The following is an 18,912-nucleotide window of genomic DNA, read 5'->3' on the forward strand; positions in this document are numbered from 1 at the left end:
CGTTTGTAAAACTGACCGCACTTTGCGTTTTATGCATTATGCCAATTCAGCAAAAGCAATATCTGCTGCCGCTAGCGTGCGCTTGATGTCTTCATCAGAATGCGCAAGAGACATAAAGCCCGCCTCAAATGCAGACGGCGCCAGATAAACGCCTAAATCTAACATTTTGTGGAAAAAGCGTTTAAATTTTTCGGTATCGCACGTCATCACGTCCTGATAACAAGTCACTTCTTTTTTATCAGTAAAGAAAATGCCGAACATGCCACCGACATAATTGACGGTAAACGGCACTTGATGCTTATCGGCAAACTGTTGCAAGCCTTTTGCTAATTTTTCGGTTTGTTGCGCCAGTTTTTGCTCATTACCGGCTTTTTTCAATTCTGTTAAGCAAGCGATACCGGCTGCCATGGCAATCGGGTTGCCGGATAAGGTGCCTGCTTGGTAAACCGGGCCAGTTGGGGCAATGTATTGCATAATTTCTTTCTTACCGCCAAAGGCACCCACCGGCATACCACCGCCGATCACCTTGCCTAAACAGGTTAAATCCGGTGTGACATTGTAGTAACGTTGTGCACCGCCAAGCGCCACACGGAAACCGGTCATTACTTCATCAATGATGAATACGGCGCCATATTGATCGCAAAGTTTACGTAACCCTTGCAGAAAATCATTTTTTGGTGGAACACAGTTCATGTTGCCCGCGACCGGTTCAACAATCACGCAAGCGATGTCGTCAGGATATTGCTCGAAGGCTTGTTTGACAGAGTCGATGTCGTTATAGGTACAGGTGAGCGTGTGTTTGGCAAAATCTGCCGGCACACCCGGTGAGTTAGGTTGTCCCAATGTTAATGCGCCGGAACCGGCTTTGACTAATAAGGAATCCGCATGACCATGATAGCAACCTTCGAATTTGATAATTTTATCTCGATTTGTATAGCCACGGGCTAGGCGAATGGCTGACATCGTAGCTTCGGTGCCGGAGCTCACCATTCTGACCATTTCAATTGAAGGGATAAGTTCACACACTAATTCGGCGAGTTCGATTTCCAACGGTGTCGGTGCGCCGAAACTCAAGCCATTTTGTGCGGTTTTCATCACGGCATTTAAAATAGTGGGGTGATTGTGTCCTAAAATCATTGGGCCCCAAGACCCTACGTAGTCGATATATTGTTTACCGTCTGTGTCATAAATATAAGCGCCTTGCGCTTTTTCAATAAAGACCGGTGTGCCGCCGACACCGTTAAAAGCGCGAACCGGTGAATTAACGCCGCCCGGAATAACATGTTGAGCGCGGGAGAAAAGTGCGGTTGAATTTGCCATCGTTTTTATCCTTATATACAAAAAGTGCTTTATTGTACTGAAAAAAAGGAAGGTGAGTAAAAATATTTATGTAGCCTTTTGCCTTTGTGATATCCTTTGCGCATTTTATTTTCATTGGAAAACCTATGCTATTGACGTTATTTGTTACATTTCTTGGGGCACTTTTAACTTTACTTGTGATGCGCCCCGTTGCGATTAAAATCGGTTTGGTGGATAAACCTAACTATCGTAAACGCCATCAAGGCGCAATTCCGTTAATTGGCGGCATTTCATTGTTTATGGGGAATCTTTGTTTTTATCTCATGCAGTGGGATCAAACGCGTTTACCTTATCTTTATTTATTCAGTATTTTAGTCTTGCTATTAATGGGCATTATTGATGACCGTTATGACATTAGTCCTTTCTTGCGTGCAGGCGTTCAGGCATTTTTAGCTATTCTCATGATCGATATGGGGAATGTTTACCTCGATCATTTAGGGCAAATTTTAGGGCCATTTCAGCTTACGTTAGGATCTATCGGCTTGATTATTACTGTTTTAGCGACCATCGGCATTATTAATGCTTTTAATATGATCGATGGTATTGACGGTTTACTGGGCGGCTTGTCTTGTGTTTCTTTCGCTGCAATCGGTATTTTGATGTATCGTGATGGGCAAATGGATTTGGCGTATTGGAGTTTTGGCTTAATTATTGCAACGATTCCTTATTTAATGATGAATCTGGGGATTCCGTTGGGACCGAAATTTAAAGTCTTTATGGGCGATGCCGGCAGTACGCTGATCGGTTTTACGATTATTTGGATTTTATTGCTAAGTACGCAAGGCAAAGGTCATCCGATGAATCCGGTGACCGCACTTTGGGTGATTGCTATTCCGTTGGTAGATATGGTGGCGATTATTTATCGTCGTTTAAGAAAAGGGAAGAGCCCATTCCGTCCGGACCGCTTACATGTCCATCATTTGATGGTACGTGCAGGTTTAACTTCCCGTCAGGCGTTTTTGTTAATTACCTTTGTCGCGGCATTGTGTGCCTGCTTTGGGATTTTAGGGGAAATTTACTATATTAATGAATGGATCATGTTCATCGCATTTATTATTCTCTTTTTCCTTTATTCTTATTCTATTACGAAAGCTTGGAAGATTACCCGTTGGATACGTCGTCTGAAACGCCGAGCGGCTAAACGGGCGAAAACTAAATAGATGTTAAATTTTTCACTAAAAAGTTAGAGTTAAATAAAAAATAACCAGAAATTTTATAAATTATATTCATTTTGGTTAAAAAAATAGCTGGTGATAAAATTTTACAAAAAAAAGCTAGACAAGCACTTTCTAAACTTTTAATATACGCCCCGCAACGACGCTTCTAGCGCTCGTAGCTCAGTTGGATAGAGCGTTGGCCTCCGGAGCCAAAGGTCGCAGGTTCAAATCCTGTCGAGCGCGCCAAGGTCATGCAAGTTCAACTTATTAAATATGGTGGCTATAGCTCAGTTGGTAGAGCCCCGGATTGTGATTCCGGTTGTCGTGGGTTCAAGTCCCATTAGCCACCCCATCGGCGAGTAGCGCAGTTTGGTAGCGCAACTGGTTTGGGACCAGTGGGTCGTAGGTTCAAATCCTATCTCGCCGACCAATTTAAATTCTGAGGTTTCTCAGAATTTTTTGTTCTTTAACAATCAATCAGACAAACTGTGTGGGCACTTGAAGATTCGTTTTTATCATTAAAGAATTTTAAAATTGAACTGAATAGTGCTACGAAGATTCGTTTATTTATATAGATGATTAATTAAGTCAGCAGTATTGAGCGATTAAACTTTTTGAATTGAAGAGTTTGATCATGGCTCAGATTGAACGCTGGCGGCAGGCTTAACACATGCAAGTCGAACGGTAACAGGAGAAAGCTTGCTTTCTTGCTGACGAGTGGCGGACGGGTGAGTAATGCTTGGGAATCTGGCTTATGGAGGGGGATAACGACGGGAAACTGTCGCTAATACCGCGTAGAATCGAGAGATGAAAGTGTGGGACCGCAAGGCCACATGCCATGAGATGAGCCCAAGTGGGATTAGGTAGTTGGTGGGGTAAAGGCCTACCAAGCCGACGATCTCTAGCTGGTCTGAGAGGATGACCAGCCACACCGGGACTGAGACACGGCCCGGACTCCTACGGGAGGCAGCAGTGGGGAATATTGCGCAATGGGGGCAACCCTGACGCAGCCATGCCGCGTGAATGAAGAAGGCCTTCGGGTTGTAAAGTTCTTTCGGTGACGAGGAAGGTTGTTGTGTTAATAGCGCAACAAATTGACGTTAATCACAGAAGAAGCACCGGCTAACTCCGTGCCAGCAGCCGCGGTAATACGGAGGGTGCGAGCGTTAATCGGAATAACTGGGCGTAAAGGGCACGCAGGCGGCTATTTAAGTGAGGTGTGAAATCCCCGGGCTTAACCTGGGAATTGCATTTCAGACTGGGTAGCTAGAGTACTTTAGGGAGGGGTAGAATTCCACGTGTAGCGGTGAAATGCGTAGAGATGTGGAGGAATACCGAAGGCGAAGGCAGCCCCTTGGGAATGTACTGACGCTCATGTGCGAAAGCGTGGGGAGCAAACAGGATTAGATACCCTGGTAGTCCACGCTGTAAACGCTGTCGATTTGGGGATTGAGCTTTAAGCTTGGTGCCCGTAGCTAACGTGATAAATCGACCGCCTGGGGAGTACGGCCGCAAGGTTAAAACTCAAATGAATTGACGGGGGCCCGCACAAGCGGTGGAGCATGTGGTTTAATTCGATGCAACGCGAAGAACCTTACCTACTCTTGACATCCATGGAATCTTGTAGAGATACGGGAGTGCCTTCGGGAACCATGAGACAGGTGCTGCATGGCTGTCGTCAGCTCGTGTTGTGAAATGTTGGGTTAAGTCCCGCAACGAGCGCAACCCTTATCCTTTGTTGCCAGCGATTCGGTCGGGAACTCAAAGGAGACTGCCGGTGATAAACCGGAGGAAGGTGGGGATGACGTCAAGTCATCATGGCCCTTACGAGTAGGGCTACACACGTGCTACAATGGCGTATACAGAGGGTGACGAAGCCGCGAGGTGGAGTGAATCTCAGAAAGTACGTCTAAGTCCGGATTGGAGTCTGCAACTCGACTCCATGAAGTCGGAATCGCTAGTAATCGCGAATCAGAATGTCGCGGTGAATACGTTCCCGGGCCTTGTACACACCGCCCGTCACACCATGGGAGTGGGTTGTACCAGAAGTAGATAGCTTAACCTTCGGGAGGGCGTTTACCACGGTATGATTCATGACTGGGGTGAAGTCGTAACAAGGTAACCGTAGGGGAACCTGCGGTTGGATCACCTCCTTACCAAAGATAGAATTGACTTTAAGTGTCCACACAGTTTGGCTGATGATTGTAAACAAAAGAAGAATAAACAAATAAAGCAAGATGTGAAGAATATCTTTACATGTTGTCCCCATCGTCTAGAGGCCTAGGACATCGCCCTTTCACGGCGGTAACCGGGGTTCGAATCCCCGTGGGGACGCCATTTAAAGATGATTTTTTGTCTTCTTAATAAACTGTTCTTTAACAAACTGGAAACAAGCTGAAAACGAGACTTTCAAGAAAGTCTGAGTAAGGGTCATTGATAAAAGGCAATGATTCTGAATAAATTAACTGTTACGGCTGACAAACCTAACGTGTTTTTAGCATCAATCTATGATGTAAAGTGAATTTTAACTTTAAATTCCATTTTATCTTCATCAGATTGTTCATCCTAAGAATACTTGAGGTTGTATGGCTAAGTGACAAAGCGTACAAGGTGGATGCCTTGGCAATCAGAGGCGAAGAAGGACGTGCTAATCTGCGAAAAGCTTGGATGAGTCGATAAGAGGCGTTTAATCCAAGATGTCCGAATGGGGAAACCCAGTAGATGAAGAATCTACTATCACTTACTGAATTCATAGGTAAGTGAGGCGAACCGGGAGAACTGAAACATCTAAGTACCCCGAGGAAAAGAAATCAACCGAGATTTTGTGAGTAGCGGCGAGCGAAAGCGAAAGAGCCTGTTAGTGATAGCGATAGAGACAGAGGAACAAGCTGGGAAGCTTGGCGACACAGGGTGATAGCCCCGTACTCGAAGTCCAGGTCGTGGTACTAAGCTAACGAGAAGTAGGGCGGGACACGTGATATCCTGTTTGAAGATGGGGGGACCATCCTCCAAGGCTAAATACTCCTGATTGACCGATAGTGAACCAGTACTGTGAAGGAAAGGCGAAAAGAACCCCGGTGAGGGGAGTGAAATAGAACCTGAAACCTTGTACGTACAAGCAGTGGGAGCCCGCAAGGGTGACTGCGTACCTTTTGTATAATGGGTCAGCGACTTATATTTTGTAGCGAGGTTAACCGAATAGGGGAGCCGAAGGGAAACCGAGTCTTAACTGGGCGTTGAGTTGCAAGGTATAGACCCGAAACCCGGTGATCTAGCCATGGGCAGGTTGAAGGTTGGGTAACACTAACTGGAGGACCGAACCGACTAATGTTGAAAAATTAGCGGATGACTTGTGGCTGGGGGTGAAAGGCCAATCAAACCGGGAGATAGCTGGTTCTCCCCGAAATCTATTTAGGTAGAGCCTTGAGCGGACACCTTCGGGGGTAGAGCACTGTTTCGGCTAGGGGTCCATCCCGGATTACCAACCCGATGCAAACTACGAATACCGAAGAGTGATACTCAGGAGACACACGGCGGGTGCTAACGTCCGTCGTGGAGAGGGAAACAACCCAGACCGCCAGCTAAGGTCCCAAAGTCTATATTAAGTGGGAAACGAAGTGGGAAGGCTTAGACAGCTAGGATGTTGGCTTAGAAGCAGCCATCATTTAAAGAAAGCGTAATAGCTCACTAGTCGAGTCGGCCTGCGCGGAAGATGTAACGGGGCTCAAATATAGCACCGAAGCTGCGGCATCAGACGAAAGTCTGTTGGGTAGGGGAGCGTTGTGTAAGCGGATGAAGATGGTTCGAGAGGGCTGTTGGACGTATCACAAGTGCGAATGCTGACATAAGTAACGATAAAACGGGTGAAAAACCCGTTCGCCGGAAGACCAAGGGTTCCTGTCCAACGTTAATCGGGGCAGGGTGAGTCGGCCCCTAAGGCGAGGCTGAAAAGCGTAGTCGATGGGAAACGGGTTAATATTCCCGTACTTGGTAAAGCTGCGATGTGGGGACGGAGCAGGTTAGGTTAGCGTACTGTTGGATATGTACGTTTAAGTTGGTAGGTGGGAAGTTTAGGCAAATCCGGACTTCCTTAACACTGAGAGATGATGACGAGGCTCTACGGAGCTGAAGTAACTGATACCACACTTCCAGGAAAAGCCACTAAGCGAAAGGCTTTACTAAACCGTACTGAAAACCGACACAGGTGGTCAGGTAGAGAATACTCAGGCGCTTGAGAGAACTCGGGTGAAGGAACTAGGCAAAATAGCACCGTAACTTCGGGAGAAGGTGCGCCGGCGTAGATTGTAGTCCCTTGCGGGCGAAGGTTGAACCGGTCGAAGATACCAGCTGGCTGCAACTGTTTATTAAAAACACAGCACTCTGCAAACACGAAAGTGGACGTATAGGGTGTGATGCCTGCCCGGTGCTGGAAGGTTAATTGATGGTGTAATCGAAAGAGAAGCTCCTGATCGAAGCCCCAGTAAACGGCGGCCGTAACTATAACGGTCCTAAGGTAGCGAAATTCCTTGTCGGGTAAGTTCCGACCTGCACGAATGGCATAATGATGGCCAGGCTGTCTCCACCCGAGACTCAGTGAAATTGAAATCGCCGTGAAGATGCGGTGTACCCGCGGCTAGACGGAAAGACCCCGTGAACCTTTACTATAGCTTGACACTGAACATTGAATTTTGATGTGTAGGATAGGTGGGAGACTTTGAAGTAGTCACGCCAGTGATTATGGAGTCGTCCTTGAAATACCACCCTTTAACGTTTGATGTTCTAACGAAGATTGCGAAACGTGGTCTCGGACAGTGTCTGGTGGGTAGTTTGACTGGGGCGGTCTCCTCCCAAAGCGTAACGGAGGAGCACGAAGGTTTGCTAATCACGGTCGGACATCGTGAGGTTAGTGCAATGGTATAAGCAAGCTTAACTGCGAGACAGACAAGTCGAGCAGGTACGAAAGTAGGTCATAGTGATCCGGTGGTTCTGCATGGAAGGGCCATCGCTCAACGGATAAAAGGTACTCCGGGGATAACAGGCTGATACCGCCCAAGAGTTCATATCGACGGCGGTGTTTGGCACCTCGATGTCGGCTCATCACATCCTGGGGCTGAAGTAGGTCCCAAGGGTATGGCTGTTCGCCATTTAAAGTGGTACGCGAGCTGGGTTTAGAACGTCGTGAGACAGTTCGGTCCCTATCTGCCGTGGGCGTTGGAGAATTGATTGGGGCTGCTCCTAGTACGAGAGGACCGGAGTGGACGCATCACTGGTGTTCCGGTTGTGTCGCCAGACGCATTGCCGGGTAGCTACATGCGGAAGAGATAAGTGCTGAAAGCATCTAAGCACGAAACTTGCCAAGAGATGAGTTCTCCCACACATCAAGTGTGTAAGGGTTGTTTAAGACTAAGACGTAGATAGGTGCGGTGTGTAAGTGTAGTGATACATTGAGCTAACGCATACTAATTGCCCGAGAGGCTTAGCCATACAACGCTCAAGTGTTTTGGGGAGACCTGGAGCATGGAGCGAAGTAGAAGGTAACAGTTAAGAGACGAGACGAAGAAGAGAAAGTGGAGAGTCAGCTTGTTTTAGTTTGAAGAAGACAGAGAAATAAAAAGAAAGAGATAAGAGAGAAAGAGAAGAATATCATCGACCGATTTTTGGCGGCGATAATGCGGTGGACCCACCTGATTCCATACCGAACTCAGAAGTGAAACGCTGTTATGCCGATGGTAGTGTGGGATGTTCCCATGTGAGAGTAGGTCACCGCCAAGTTTATTCGCATGAACCCCTGATGTGAGAGCATCGGGGGTTTTTGCTTTTGGCTGTTAGCCCATAAAAGTAAAATGTGATGAATATCTCAGAATAAAGTTTATGTATTTGGTTACGTAAAAAATTTTTGATACCCTTCTTCAAGATTTTGATATTATTTTGAGCAAAAGGAGATTCTTAATGCCTAAAGATGCAATTGCTCATGTACGTAAACTTGATGGATTACAGCAATTACTTATTGATCACCTACTAGAAACCTCTACTATCTCTGGGCAGCTTGCCGCAAAACTGAATTTAGGTTTTGTTGGTGAATTACTTGGCCTCATGCACGATTTCGGTAAATATTCCCGCAAATTCCAAAAATATCTCCATGATGAAACCGGTTTTTTTAATCCCGATTTGGATGATGAAGAAAGTACGCCGAACGGCAGTAAAGTTGACCACTCCACCGCCGGTGCACAATGGGTTTACCGCGAATTAAGAAAATTTGGTGCAGAGCAGGGCATCGGCGAATTGTTCGGACAAATGCTGGGTTTGTGCATTGCATCACACCACGGCGAAGGCTTGATTGACTGTTTGGATGAAGAAGGTAATCCAAAATGGATTGAGCGGTTTAATAAAACTGATGAACTGACGCATTTGGCGGAATGCGAGCAAAATGCCGATGAAGCTGTTCTGCAAAAAGCGAAAGAACTGACCGGTGAAAACCTAATTCGCAGCCTGCTAAATGCAGTGAAACCGATTCTCTCTGACCAAGCCACCAATAACAAAATCAAAGAATTTTATCTCGGCTGTCTGACACGTTTCCTATTCAGTTGCCTGATTGATGCCGACCGTATCAACAGCTCGGATTTTGAGCGGGAAGCGCAAAAAGAAGTACGCCGCTTGACTGAAAAACCAGATTGGCAACCGGCGATTGATAAATTGGAAGCCAAATTAGCAGGTTTTGAAAACCGTTATCCCATTGACGAAATCCGCCGTCGAATTTCAGACGACTGCCTAAAAAGAGCGGTCGATTCTCAAGGTATTTATACGCTGACCGTGCCGACCGGTGGCGGTAAAACATTGGCCAGTCTGCGCTATGCCCTCCATCATGCGCAAAAGCACAATCTCGACCGTATTATCTACATCATTCCCTATACTTCCATCATCGACCAAAATGCCCAAGCCGTGCGCGAAATTCTTGGCGAAGATTGGGTGCTTGAACATCATTCCAATTTAGAACCCGAAAAACAAAGCTGGCAGGACAAGCTATTATCCGAAAACTGGGATAAGCCCATTGTATTTACCACGATGGTGCAGTTCTTGGATGCTTGGCTCGGCTGCGGTACCCGCGGCGCACGCCATATCCATCCGATAACCAATGCAGTGCTGATTTTTGACGAAATCCAAACCCTGCCTGTGAAATGCGTACATTTGTTTTGCAATGTGCTGAACTGGTTGACGGCATTTGGCAAAAGCACGGCGGTTTTGTGTACAGCGACGCAACCTTTACTCGGTGAATCGGGTTTGCAGAATTTCCCAAAAGATAAAAGGGAAAGCATTGCCGCACGAGGTTTGTTAAAGCAGCCTGCACATGCCGAAATCATGGGCGAGCATCAGGATTTAGACAAATTATTTGCCGATTTATCGCGCGTGGAAATTCGATTCAACGAAAAAGCAGGCGGCTGGAATGTGCAAGAAGCGGGCGTGTTTTTGCTGGAACAGTTTCAGACGACCCCAAGCTGCCTATTTATCGTCAATACTAAAAAATGGGCGCAGGAGCTTTATCAATATTGCCAAAGGCAGAACGTGCCGCCTGAGGCCTTGTTTCATTTAAGTACCAACCAATGCGCGGCGCACCGCAAAGCGATTTTTGACACCATCAAAGCTCGTCTAAAAAACAAAGAACCCGTTATCTGCATCAGCACTCAACTCATAGAAGCAGGTGTGGATATTTCCATGGCTTGTGTGATTCGAGCTTTGGGTGGGCTGGACAGTATTGCCCAAGCAGCAGGGCGCTGCAACCGGCACGGCGAGAAAGAAGGCAAAGGGCAGGTTTGGGTGTTGAATTTGCAAGAGCAAGATTTTACGCGGATATTACCCGATATTCAGGCAGGCAAAATCCATGCCGAACGTGTGTTTCGCGATTTTGCTGGGCAGGATATTTTGCAGCCTGCCGCGATGGAGCGTTATTTTGAATACTATTTTTACCAGCGCAGCGATGAAATGGCGTATTCCGTCAAAAACAGCGCAACGGGTTCACTGCTGGATTGGTTGAGCGATAACGCGCTGAATCCTTATGGTGAAAAAAATAGTAAAAGAAGCAAACCGTTGCCGTTGCTGATGCAATCCTTCAAAAGTGCAGGGCGCGCTTTCCAAGCCATAGACGCGCCGACACGCGCCGTGATTGTGCCGTATGGCGACGAAGGTACGGAACTCATTGCCAAACTCTGCGGCGAATGGAATCCGAAAGAAATGCACCGCACTTTGCAAAAAGCCCAGCGTTACAGCGTGAATGTCTTCCCCAACGTTTGGGATAAATTACAAAAAGAAAACGTCCTGCATGAAACCATCGAAGGTTCGGGCATTTATTATTTGGATGAACGCCATTACAACGATGAATTCGGCTTGTCTTTAGATGAAACAAGCGAAATGACTTTTTACGACTTATAGGAGCAATATGGACAGCAAAATCAGTTTCCACGTATGGGGGCGGCAAGCCTTGTTTACCGACCCTGTTACCAAAATTGGCGGCGAAAAATTCAGCTACCAAGTGCCGACATACGAAGCTATTAAAGGCATTGTCAAAAGCATTTACTGGAAGCCCACGCTGATTTGGCATATCGACCGCATCCGCGTGATGAAACCCATCCGCACCCAAAGCAAGTCCACCAAACCGCTGGACTGGAACGGCGGCAACACTTTGGCGATTTACACCTTTTTGCAGGACGTGGAATACCAAGTGGAGGCACATTTTGAATGGAACGAACATTGGGAAGAATTGGCAGGCGACCGCAATTTCGGCAAACATATCGCCATTGCCAGAAGAATGTTGGAACGCGGCGGGCGACAGGATATTTTTCTCGGCACGCGCGATTGCCAAGGCTATGTTGAGCCTTGTGAATTTGGCGAAGGTGAAGGCTTTTACAATGGATACGGTAATTTGGATTTCGGTCTGATGTTCCACAGCTTCGGCTATCCCGAAGAAACCGGAAAGCCCGAATTGGTCAGTCGTTTTTGGATGGCGAACATGCAAAACGGCGTGATTGAGTTTCCCAGTGTAAACGAAAGTGCAGGTTGCCTGAAAACCCGGTTTATCCGCAAAATGCAACCTGAAAAACCGTTCAAATGCAGCGAAAACGTCAAGCCTGTGGAAGATGAAGCCAAGGAGCTGGAATTATGAGCTGGATGCAGAAACTTTATCGGACGTATGAAAGCATTCTGGAACAGGGTGTTACCGATGATGCCGAGCCGCTGACGCCGGTCGGGCATACCATCCAAAACGCGCACATCGTCATCGTGATTGACGGACAAGGCAATTTTCAGACGGCACGCGTTATGCCGCCAAAAACGGCGATTCTGCTGCCTGCCACCGAGTCGTCTGAAAACCGCACCAGCGGCGAAGCTCCGCATCCACTTGCCGACAAAATTCAATATGTCGCCAAGGATTACGTCGATTACGGCGGCGAAAAGAAAGCCTATTTTGATGGCTACCTGAAACAACTCAAAGCATGGTGCGAATCGCCTTTTGCTCATCCCAAAGTGCAGGCTGTGTTGAACTATGTTTCCAAAGGGCGGCTAGTTGCCGATTTGGTGGAAGCAGGCATATTTCAGTTCGATTCCGGTAACAAAGTGCTGAACAAATGGGAAGCCGAAGGCGATGCGCCGCCGATTTTCTCCGTGCTGCCCAAAACTAAAGGTGAAATCGAATTCGGCTCGGCATTGGTTTGCTAGCAAGTGGAAATTGCGGGCGACGTACACAGCCAAACGTGGATGGACAAAACCATACAACAATCTTGGGCGGATTACGTTGCTTCGGAAAAAGCCGAAAAAGGCTTTTGCCTAGTGCAGGGCAAAGAAGCCGTCATTTCCACCATGCATCCCGCCAAACTGCGCCACACGGGCGATAAAGCCAAACTGATTTCTTCCAACGATACGGCGGGCTACACCTTTCGCGGGCGTTTTGCTACCGCCGAAGAAGCCGCCAGCGTATCGGCAGATGTGTCCGCCAAGGCACACAGCGCGCTGCGTTGGCTGATTTCCCGTCAAGGCATCCGAAACGGAGATCAAGTTACCGTCGCTTGGGCAATCAGCGGCAAACCCGTACCATCTCCGATGAAAGACATTTACAGCGAAATTGATTGGGATAATTTGGACATAAGTGCGGTTGAAAATCCTGATGAATTTTCGTCGCAAGCATCGTCTGAACAGCCATCCCTTGATTGGTCTGTAAATATCGGGCGCGCTGCTGCGCAAATCATCAAAAAGAAACTGCACGGCTATCAGGCGGAATTGAAAGAGTACGAACAAATATCCCTGATTATGCTCGATTCTGCCACGCCGGGGCGCATGGCATTAACTTATTACCAAGAATTTCTGCCTGCTGACTATTTCGCCAATTTAGACGCGTGGATTGACGATTTTTCTTGGTATCAGCGTTACAGCATTGAAGTCCCAAACGGCAAAAAAAACGACAAGCGCACCCAATGGCGCTTCGTCCCGCCGTCGCCTTACAGCATTGCCGATACCGTGTACGGCAAATCCCTGTCCGACACGCTCAAAAAACAGCTTTACGCTCGACTTCTGCCCGTTATTGCAGGCGGAACATCCGTGCCGATTCCTGAAGATTTGGTGCAAAAGAGTTTTCAGGCAGCCTGCAACCCGAACGGCTGCGAAAACTGGGAGTGGCAAAGAAACATCGGCGTCGCCTGCGCCCTATACAAAGGCTGGCGCGCCCGTCATCACGATTTATCACAACGGAGAACTTACCTTATGAGTTTGGATACCCAAAACTGCTCGCGCGATTATATATTTGGCAGATTACTAGCAGTTGCCGAACATTTAGAACGCACCGCATTGAGAATAGCCAACGAAACCCGTGCAACCAATGCGGAAAACTATATGCAGCGTTTTGTTATACGTCCGTTTCATACATGGGAGCAGCTTGAAACCAATCTGAAACCGTATAAAGATCGATTGCGTAAAGACTACCCAATTAGGATTTCGGAAAAATTTGTTCTAACCAGTCCGATAGGCTTTTTTAGTAATCGAGAAAACGAAATTAATCAGCTTATATGCGTGCTGGATGATTTGAAACAGGAAGGATGCGATTTAGACAAACCTTTGGAACCGGAATTCCTGTTAGGATACCACAGCCAAAAAATGGCGTATCGCAACAAATCCAACCAACCCGAGCAAGAAGCAACCGAAACCCACGAATAACCCATTTAAAGGAAAACAAAAATGAGCTTAACCAAAAAAATCGACTTTGCCTTAATCCTGAAAGTAACCAACGCCAACCCTAACGGCGACCCTTTAAACGGCAACCGCCCGCGTGCTGATTTCCAAGGTTTCGGCGAAATGACCGATGTGTGCCTGAAACGCAAAATCCGCGACCGCCTGCAAGACAGTGGCGAGAGCATCTTCGTACAATCGGACGAAAAGAAAACCGACGGCATGACCAGCCTGGCCAACCGCGCCAAAGACAAAGATGTCGGCTTGGGTGCGGATGCCTTTAACGCCAAAAAAGCCAACAAAGACGACACCGCCAAAAAAGCCTGCGAAAAATGGCTGGATGTACGCAGCTTCGGACAAGTCTTCGCATTCAGCGGCGACGGCAGCAGCGGCATATCCATCGCTGTGTGCGGCCCCGTTACTATTCAATCCGCATTTAGCGTCGAGCCGATTAACATCACCAGCACCCAGATCACCAAAAGCGTCAGCGGCGAAGGTGATGGCACGAAAAAATCTTCCGACACCATGGGCATGAAACACCGCGTCGATAACGGCGTGTATGTCGCCTTCGGCGCGATGTCGCCGCAGCTTGCCGAGCGCACCGGCTTTTCAGACGACGATGCCGAAAAAATCAAAACCGTACTTACCAAACTCTTTGAAGGAGACGCATCATCCGCCCGCCCCGAAGGCAGCATGCAGGTGTTGAAACTTATCTGGTGGGAACACAACAGCAAAGCAGGGCTATACTCTTCCGCCAAAGTGCACGGCAGCCTGAAAGTGAATGCTGACGGCAGCTATGAACTGGAAAACCTTGATAGTTTAGTTCCGCAGGAAATCGGCGGCTTCTAAAATATTCAAAAAGATGACCGCACTTTCAACCGAAACCCAAGGGGGAAATCAGGACACGCGCCTGATTCCCCTTTCCGCACTACAACACTACGCTTTCTGTCCGCGTCAATGCGCGTTGATTCACAACGAGCAGGCGTGGGCAGAGAACTATTTGACCGCGCAGGGCAGAGCGCTGCATGAGCGGGTGGATTCGGGCGAGCCAGAAACGCGCAAGGGTGTGCGTTTTGAGCGGACGGTGCATGTATCGGCGGAGAAACTGGGTATCAGTGGCGTGTTGGATTTGGTGGAAGTGGACACGAAAACAGGCCGTTTGAAACCCGTGGAATACAAACGCGGCAAGCCCAAACCCGACCCGATGGACGAAATTCAGCTTTGCGCCCAAGGCTTGTGCTTGGAAGAAATGACAGGGCAAACCGTTAACGAAGGCGCGCTGTGGTATATGCAAACCCGCCATCGCGTCCCCATCACGTTTTCAGACGACCTGCGTGCCCAAACACTTGCCACCATCGCCGCCGTGCGCGAACTCCTAAACAGCGGCCAAACCCCACCGCCCGACTACGGCAAACGCTGCAAAGCCTGCTCTCTGGTGGAGATTTGCCAGCCTGAGTTGCTGGGGAAACGGGATAGGAGTGTGGAGTATGTGGCGAGGTTGTTTGTGGAATATTAACACAATATAGGATTTTAAATTATGCACAAAAAATCAATGAAATTTACTTATGATGATGCTCTTTTAATAGTAAATAATTGGGCAAAAGATAAATTTATAAAAGAGAATATTGATTATGATGAATCTGGAGAAGTTCCATATTTTATACAATATCTTAATTATCGTTCGAAATTAGTAATTGCCAAACCCAGAAATGTTATTTTATCTAAGCAATTTTCTATTTCTCCCGAAAATAAAAAAGGCTTTGATAAATTAAAAGAAAAATTAATTAATGGAGAAGATGTTAATGCTTATTTGAGTAAGTCATCAATCATTGCTAATTCAGTTGATGGGATGTTAGATAATTTTGGTATTAAGCATTTCCACCTTGGAGAAATAGTAAAAAATGATTTTATTAAGAGGACTGGCGAGATTGCTTTGGGGCTTGTAACGGATAGTGAGGTGTTTTTTGTTGTTAGTAAACAACACGGGAAAGGATATGGAGATATTTGGTATGAAAAAGATGTTTTAGAAATTATTCACAAGGAAAAACCTGATCTCATTAAGCACTGTAAAGTAGAGAATATGATTGGCATATCTCCAATTATTTCAGATACAAAAGATATAAAGTCTTATAGGAATTCAAATATCAATAGTGCCATAACACTAGACGATGGTAGTACCTATATGCCTTTTAAATTAGGACAATCACTGGCAGGATTTAGTATATTTTATACAATGGAAATGCAGAAAATTGCTAAAAGCATTTTTAATTTAACAAATGAATTATTAAAAAATAATAAAAATTTTGTTTCTATTTAAGTTACTAAGTTTGATTTAACAGAAGAGGGCAAGCCAAAATTTTTAGAGTTTAAGTTATGGGATGGAAATAAGTATGAGTTAGTACCATTTTCAGGTAGCCCAACTTAATCAATCCCCAAAGTGTAGTCTGTGTAGGGCGGATACTTGTATCCGACAGCTATCTGATATTTATGTAATTTAAAATTGTTTCGGTAATTTTGAAAATGTCGGATTTAAGAATCCGACCTACCCGATTCTCAGGTAGCCCTACCCTGTCAAATGTTCCCAAACTGCGTTCAAAACCTCAAGGAGTTCCCCATGCGCAAACTGCAAAACACGCTCTACATCACCACCCAAGGCAGTTATCTGCACAAGGAGCGGGAGACGCTGGTGGTGGAGCAGGAGCGTAAGAAGGTGGTGCAGTTGCCGGTGCATTCCATCGGGCATATTTTCTGTTTTGGGAATGTGCTGGTATCGCCGTTTTTGTTGGGGTTTTGCGGCGAAAATAATGTGAATTTGGCGTTTTTTACCGAAAACGGGCGTTTCTTGGGGCGGCTTCAGGGGCGGCAGAGCGGCAATGTGCTGTTGCGTCGGGCGCAGTATCGGGTGTCGGAACAAACCCCCGTGCCGATTGCGCGCAATATCATCGCGGCAAAGATTCAGGCGGGTAAACGAGTGCTTCAGCGGCAGATTCGCAATTATGGGGATAATGCGGCGATTCAAAGTGCGGTCGATGCTTTGAATATTTCGCTGCGGCAGTTGAAGAGCGCGGCGGAGCTGGACGTGGTACGCGGCATTGAAGGCGATGCGGCGGCGCGTTATTTCGGCGTGTTCGGGCAGCTTTTGAGCAAAAAAAGCGGCTTTTCTTTTGACGGGCGCAACCGCCGCCCGCCCAGAGACGGGGTGAATGCGCTGTTGTCGTTTGTGTACAGTCTGTTGGGCAAGGACATCAGCGGCGCGCTGCAAGGCGTGGGGCTGGACCCGCAGGTGGGCTTTTTGCACGCCGACCGACCGGGACGCGACAGTTTGGCGCAGGATATTTTGGAAGAATTCCGCGCATGGTGGGCGTACAGGCTGGTGTTGTCGCTGATTAATCGCGGGCAAATCAAACCTCAGGATTTTGTTACCGAGGCAAGCGGCGCGGTGAGTCTGAAAGCCGAGGCGCGTAAGCTGTTGTTCCAAGCCTTGCAGGCGAAAAAGCAGGAGAAAATCGTACATCCGTTTTTGGGTGAGGAAGTAGAAATTGGCTTGCTGCCGTATATACAGGCAATGCTGTTGGCACGGCACTTGCGCGGAGATTTGGCGGAATACCCGCCGTTTTTAATGAGATAGGTTTGCAGGTCGTCTGAAAACAGGTCGGACGTTTTCAGACGACCTCTAAAGTAGCCTGCACATGGGAATACAAAATGCTGATGTTGATTACTTACGATATTTCGCTGGAAGACGCGGAAGGACAGGCAAGGCTGCGACGCGTGGCGAAATTGTGTCTGGACTACGGCGTGCGCGTGCAGTATTCGGTGTTCGAATGCGACATCGCGCCTGACCAGTGGGTTGTTTTAAAAGACAAACTTTTGAAAACCTACAACCCCGAGACCGACAGCTTGCGCTTTTACCATCTGGGTAGCAAATGGCGGCGCAAAGTGGAACACCACGGCGCGAAACCGGCGGTGGATGTGTTTAAGGATACGTTGATTGTGTGAATCGCTAACCTACGATTCTCATGAAAACGTAGCAGGGTTGGCGAATTGGGATTGTTCTTTAACAATCAGGATATTGCGAATTTGGGTGTAACAGAAAAGGCTGTGTTATACTCGTGCTCGCGCTTTTCTTGGGAGCTTAGTGAAATCGGGGCTGCGAAACCTGATGGAGCAAGGCTTTTTGAGAGAGGCTCAGCCGCCTTCAGGCGGCTGCGTGTTGAAACATACACTAACGCGCCCCACAACTCCCCGCCCGTCCCAGCCGCCTTCAGGCGGCTGCGTGTTGAAACGTCGGAGCGTCAGAAATTTTTCTAACGCAACCTAAAAAGCCGCCTTCAGGCGGCTGCGTGTTGAAACTTTTACCACTTTGTGGCTGATGGTCGCTGTTTTAAGGGCAGCCGCTTTCGCGCGGCTGTGCGTTGAAACTCTTGCTTCCGGAGATAAATCACCCACAAAATCATGCAGCCGCCTTCGTGCGGCTGTGTGTTGAAACAAGTTTTAATTTTAAACCGTGTTGCTTTGCGATTGCAGCCGCCTTCGTGCGGCTGTGTGTTGAAACTGAAAAAGTGATTGTTTTCATAATTTAATTTCCGCAGCCGCCTTCGCGCGGCTGTGTGTTGAAACCGCCCAGCTAAACGCGTTGGTTTAGGTGACTTTGGGCAGCCGCCTTCGGGCGGCTGTGTGTTGAAACAGGAGAGACATTATGTCTAACTTAACCGTTCTTAAAGCAGCCGCCTTCACGCGGCTGTGTGTTGAAACCGTTTCTAACTTTTTAGATTCTTTTTGTGCCTTTTGCAGCCGCCTTCATGCGGGTGTGTGTTGAAGCTTAAAGACTGATATTCGTCAATATGTGATTTTTCGCAGCCGCCTTCGGGCGGCTGTGTGTTGAAACGTAAACTCGTGATCGTATAACGCCTTACAGAAGGCAGCCGCCTTCGCGCGGCTGTGTGTTGAAACCATCTTGTCCAGAATGCCGATCACTATGTCGTGATTGCAGCCACCTTCGGGTGGCTGTGTGTTGAAACCACCTCGTTTTTGATCGTCTCTAATTCTTCCGGCGCAGCCACCTTCGGGTGGCTGTGTGTTGAAACTCGTATTAATTGGTTGGATTTTGCCAACGAATCGGCAGCCACCTTCGGGTGGCTGTGTGTTGAAATGTGGGGTGATAGTGATATTGTTACCATTACGATGGCAGCCA

At 47.5% G+C, this 18,912-nt stretch carries 9 protein-coding genes, 4 tRNA genes, 3 rRNA genes, 1 pseudogene and 1 CRISPR repeat array (1 of these 18 cut by a window edge); of the genes and pseudogenes, 16 read left to right on the forward strand and 1 reads right to left on the reverse strand.

All coding sequences use genetic code 11. The features are described 5' to 3' along the window. Window positions 1-36 precede the first annotated feature (36 nt). On the reverse strand, window positions 37-1,320 hold the full coding sequence (hemL, locus tag J5X96_RS05395) for a glutamate-1-semialdehyde 2,1-aminomutase (RefSeq protein WP_209362095.1): 1,284 nt from the start codon (window positions 1,318-1,320) through the stop codon (window positions 37-39). Between the two features lie 125 nt (window positions 1,321-1,445). Here hemL and wecA point away from each other — a divergent pair, with 125 nt between their 5' ends. From wecA to cas2, 16 genes and pseudogenes are all read left to right on the forward strand, one after another. Further along, the gene (wecA, locus tag J5X96_RS05400; protein ID WP_209362097.1) at window positions 1,446-2,519 is read left to right on the forward strand and encodes a UDP-N-acetylglucosamine--undecaprenyl-phosphate N-acetylglucosaminephosphotransferase; all 1,074 of its coding nucleotides are present in this window, start codon (window positions 1,446-1,448) and stop codon (window positions 2,517-2,519) included. A 166-nt stretch (window positions 2,520-2,685) separates the two neighbouring features. Further along, window positions 2,686-2,762: transfer RNA gene (locus J5X96_RS05405), tRNA-Arg, on the forward strand. A 30-nt stretch (window positions 2,763-2,792) separates the two neighbouring features. Further along, window positions 2,793-2,868 (forward strand) — tRNA-His (locus J5X96_RS05410). Between the two features lies 1 nt (window position 2,869). Beyond that, window positions 2,870-2,946 (forward strand) — tRNA-Pro (locus tag J5X96_RS05415). A 186-nt stretch (window positions 2,947-3,132) separates the two neighbouring features. After that, window positions 3,133-4,672, forward strand: a 16S ribosomal RNA gene (locus tag J5X96_RS05420). A 105-nt stretch (window positions 4,673-4,777) separates the two neighbouring features. Further along, window positions 4,778-4,853 (forward strand) — tRNA-Glu (locus tag J5X96_RS05425). Window positions 4,854-5,103: 250 nt separating this feature from the next. Further along, window positions 5,104-8,000 (forward strand): 23S ribosomal RNA (locus J5X96_RS05430). A 172-nt stretch (window positions 8,001-8,172) separates the two neighbouring features. Further along, window positions 8,173-8,288 (forward strand): 5S ribosomal RNA (gene rrf / locus J5X96_RS05435). The 16S, 23S and 5S rRNA genes sit together here with 4 tRNA genes alongside, the layout of an rRNA operon. 177 nt (window positions 8,289-8,465) lie before the next feature. Continuing rightward, complete coding sequence (gene cas3, locus J5X96_RS05440) at window positions 8,466-10,940, forward strand: CRISPR-associated helicase Cas3' (protein ID WP_209362099.1); 2,475 nt, start codon at window positions 8,466-8,468, stop codon at window positions 10,938-10,940. A gap of 7 nt (window positions 10,941-10,947) precedes the next feature. After that, a complete protein-coding gene (gene cas5c, locus J5X96_RS05445) occupies window positions 10,948-11,670 on the forward strand; it encodes a type I-C CRISPR-associated protein Cas5c (RefSeq protein ID WP_209362101.1) in 723 nt (240 codons plus the stop codon). Window positions 11,671-11,675: 5 nt separating this feature from the next. Continuing rightward, window positions 11,676-13,709: pseudogene (gene cas8c, locus J5X96_RS05450) on the forward strand (type I-C CRISPR-associated protein Cas8c/Csd1). Window positions 13,710-13,730: 21 nt separating this feature from the next. After that, complete coding sequence (gene cas7c, locus J5X96_RS05455) at window positions 13,731-14,570, forward strand: type I-C CRISPR-associated protein Cas7/Csd2 (protein ID WP_209362103.1); 840 nt, start codon at window positions 13,731-13,733, stop codon at window positions 14,568-14,570. Between the two features lie 13 nt (window positions 14,571-14,583). Continuing rightward, window positions 14,584-15,237, forward strand: coding sequence for a CRISPR-associated protein Cas4 (gene cas4 / locus J5X96_RS05460; protein ID WP_209362105.1), 654 nt, complete (start codon window positions 14,584-14,586; stop codon window positions 15,235-15,237). Between the two features lie 21 nt (window positions 15,238-15,258). Further along, on the forward strand, window positions 15,259-16,038 hold the full coding sequence (locus J5X96_RS05465; RefSeq protein ID WP_209362111.1) for a hypothetical protein: 780 nt from the start codon (window positions 15,259-15,261) through the stop codon (window positions 16,036-16,038). Window positions 16,039-16,335: 297 nt separating this feature from the next. Continuing rightward, window positions 16,336-17,349 carry a type I-C CRISPR-associated endonuclease Cas1c gene (gene cas1c / locus J5X96_RS05470; protein WP_209362113.1) on the forward strand — a complete coding sequence of 338 codons (1,014 nt, stop codon included), beginning with the start codon at window positions 16,336-16,338 and terminating at the stop codon, window positions 17,347-17,349. 74 nt (window positions 17,350-17,423) lie between these two features. Further along, the gene (gene cas2 / locus J5X96_RS05475; protein WP_003685729.1) at window positions 17,424-17,717 is read left to right on the forward strand and encodes a CRISPR-associated endonuclease Cas2; all 294 of its coding nucleotides are present in this window, start codon (window positions 17,424-17,426) and stop codon (window positions 17,715-17,717) included. Between the two features lie 190 nt (window positions 17,718-17,907). Next, window positions 17,908-18,912: a CRISPR direct-repeat array (repeat unit 16 nt; unit sequence GGCTGTGTGTTGAAAC); it runs 159 nt beyond the window's last position.

Origin of the sequence: Aggregatibacter sp. 2125159857, from assembly GCF_017798005.1 — a bacterium.
Lineage (GTDB): Bacteria > Pseudomonadota > Gammaproteobacteria > Enterobacterales > Pasteurellaceae > Aggregatibacter.

Excerpts from the sequence above, each read along its gene's own strand:
- cas2 (WP_003685729.1), top strand. The coding sequence starts at position 17,424 with ATGCTGATGTTGATTACTTACGATATTTCGCTGGAAGACGCGGAAGGA.
- cas5c (WP_209362101.1), top strand. The coding sequence starts at position 10,948 with ATGGACAGCAAAATCAGTTTCCACGTATGGGGGCGGCAAGCCTTGTTT.
- cas4 (WP_209362105.1), top strand. The coding sequence starts at position 14,584 with ATGACCGCACTTTCAACCGAAACCCAAGGGGGAAATCAGGACACGCGC.
- hemL (WP_209362095.1), bottom strand. The coding sequence starts at position 1,320 with ATGGCAAATTCAACCGCACTTTTCTCCCGCGCTCAACATGTTATTCCG.
- cas3 (WP_209362099.1), top strand. The coding sequence starts at position 8,466 with ATGCCTAAAGATGCAATTGCTCATGTACGTAAACTTGATGGATTACAG.
- cas7c (WP_209362103.1), top strand. The coding sequence starts at position 13,731 with ATGAGCTTAACCAAAAAAATCGACTTTGCCTTAATCCTGAAAGTAACC.
- wecA (WP_209362097.1), top strand. The coding sequence starts at position 1,446 with ATGCTATTGACGTTATTTGTTACATTTCTTGGGGCACTTTTAACTTTA.
- cas1c (WP_209362113.1), top strand. The coding sequence starts at position 16,336 with ATGCGCAAACTGCAAAACACGCTCTACATCACCACCCAAGGCAGTTAT.
- J5X96_RS05465 (WP_209362111.1), top strand. The coding sequence starts at position 15,259 with ATGCACAAAAAATCAATGAAATTTACTTATGATGATGCTCTTTTAATA.